Genomic DNA, 1710 nt, shown 5'->3' on the forward strand with positions numbered 1-1710 from the left:
AAGTAAAAAAGTTCCACACCCTTTAGTCGTTCGATGGTGTGGAACTTTTTAGGATTGGGGACTTTTGTCCCAGCCCCTTTTTATTTACATTATTTTGCTGCTGCTAAACGCTTGTTTACTTCATCCCAGTTTACAACGTTCCAGAACGCTTTGATGTAGTCTGGACGAACGTTTCTATAGTTCAAGTAGTAAGCATGTTCCCAAACGTCTAATCCTAGGATTGGCGTTTTGCCTTCCATTAGAGGGCTGTCTTGGTTTGGAGTAGAAGTAACTTCTAGTTGACCGTTGTTAACAACCAACCATGCCCAACCTGATCCGAAACGACCAGTTGCTGCTGTAGTGAATTTTTCTTTGAAATCTTCGAAGCTACCAAATGCTTCTTCAATTGCTTCTTTTACTTCTCCTGTAGGTTCGCCGCCACCATTTGGTGAAAGGATTTCCCAGAAAAATGCATGGTTCGCGTGTCCGCCAGCATTGTTGCGTAATGCTGTACGAACGTCTTCTGGTACAGAGTCAATATTTTTCAATAATTCTTCTACAGACATGTCTGCTAGGTCCGCATGTTTTTCTAATGCTGCATTCGCATTTTTCACATACGTTGCATGGTGTTTGTCATGGTGCAACTCCATTGTTTCTTTGTCGATATGAGGCTCTAACGCATCATATGCATATGGTAAATCTGGTAAAGTGAAAGTCATATTCTAATTCCTCCTAAACTTTTTTCAATCTACTACTAGAGTACCATTAGAATGAAAATAATTCAAAATAATTGTCCTGTTTCAGCTTTGTTCGTTGCGTTTTCTTTCTTTATTCGCTAAGCTAGTACTATATTTTATTGATCAGAAAAGAGTGGTTACTATATCTTTCTTCCGTACGCTTCTACAAGCCTTTATTGATCCTTCTACCCTTTGGAAGGCAACTCTGTTAACTAAGAAAAAAACGATCCAACTTTTTCTACTACTAACGCTCATTATTTCGATTCCTTTTTTTGTTGCTGGGTATCAAAGCATTCGAAATATGAACGTGGACGCACAAACAGTAGAAAAACGGTTGCCTGCTTTTGAAATAAAAGAGGGTGGAATTGTTTTTGAAGAACCAATTGATCAAGCCATTGTAGTAAGAACAAACACAATGAACTTGATTGTCGATGTACATAATCAATATGAGGATCGTCTGGAGCAACGTGATCTGGAAAATACTCAAGTTGGAATCGTATTTAAAGAAAATCATTTTTTAATTCACACAGCGCAGATTCCCATCCAGATATCTTATGAGAATGCAGATGGGCTGACGGATCAATTCTTCCGCTCGATGCTCCACCGCTTTAGTACCGTCAATTTCGTAATGATTGTTTCGATTATGTTTGGTAGTTTCATCCCTGGAATAATAGAAGCCGCGTTTCGTTACTTGATTTTCAGTTTGGCAGCGAATGTTCTCGCTGCATTTATGCGACTGCGCATTCCGTTCTCCTTTAACTGGAGAATCATGATGGTAGCCAGTGTCGTTCCGACCTTGTTCTTTGCTATCTTAAACAGTTTCTATATCTTCCCGCCTGCTCAACTTACCATCCTCTTGGGAATTTGTCTTTACATGTATCGCAAAGGACTCATCAGTCATTTTAAGAACTTAAATTAAACATACTAAGATTAGTAGGTAGAAACCCCGACGGGGGTTCCTGCCTACTATTTTCTTTTTTTCAGATATAGTAGT

The 1710-nt window shown here is 39.1% G+C and carries 2 protein-coding genes; one reads left to right on the forward strand and one right to left on the reverse strand.

Annotation, left to right across the window (positions count from 1 at the left end; translation table 11 throughout):
* Positions 1 to 89: 89 nt before the first annotated feature.
* Positions 90 to 698: a superoxide dismutase gene (locus tag PVE40_RS12660; protein ID WP_274732291.1), complete on the reverse strand. Its 609-nt coding sequence runs from the start codon at positions 696 to 698 to the stop codon at positions 90 to 92.
* Between the two features lie 151 nt (positions 699 to 849).
* Here PVE40_RS12660 and PVE40_RS12665 point away from each other — a divergent pair, with 151 nt between their 5' ends.
* Positions 850 to 1635 carry a DUF1189 family protein gene (locus tag PVE40_RS12665; RefSeq protein WP_274732292.1) on the forward strand — a complete coding sequence of 262 codons (786 nt, stop codon included), beginning with the start codon at positions 850 to 852 and terminating at the stop codon, positions 1633 to 1635.
* Positions 1636 to 1710: the final 75 nt, after the last annotated feature.

The organism is Jeotgalibaca caeni (assembly GCF_028863945.1).
Lineage (GTDB): Bacteria > Bacillota > Bacilli > Lactobacillales > Aerococcaceae > Jeotgalibaca > Jeotgalibaca caeni.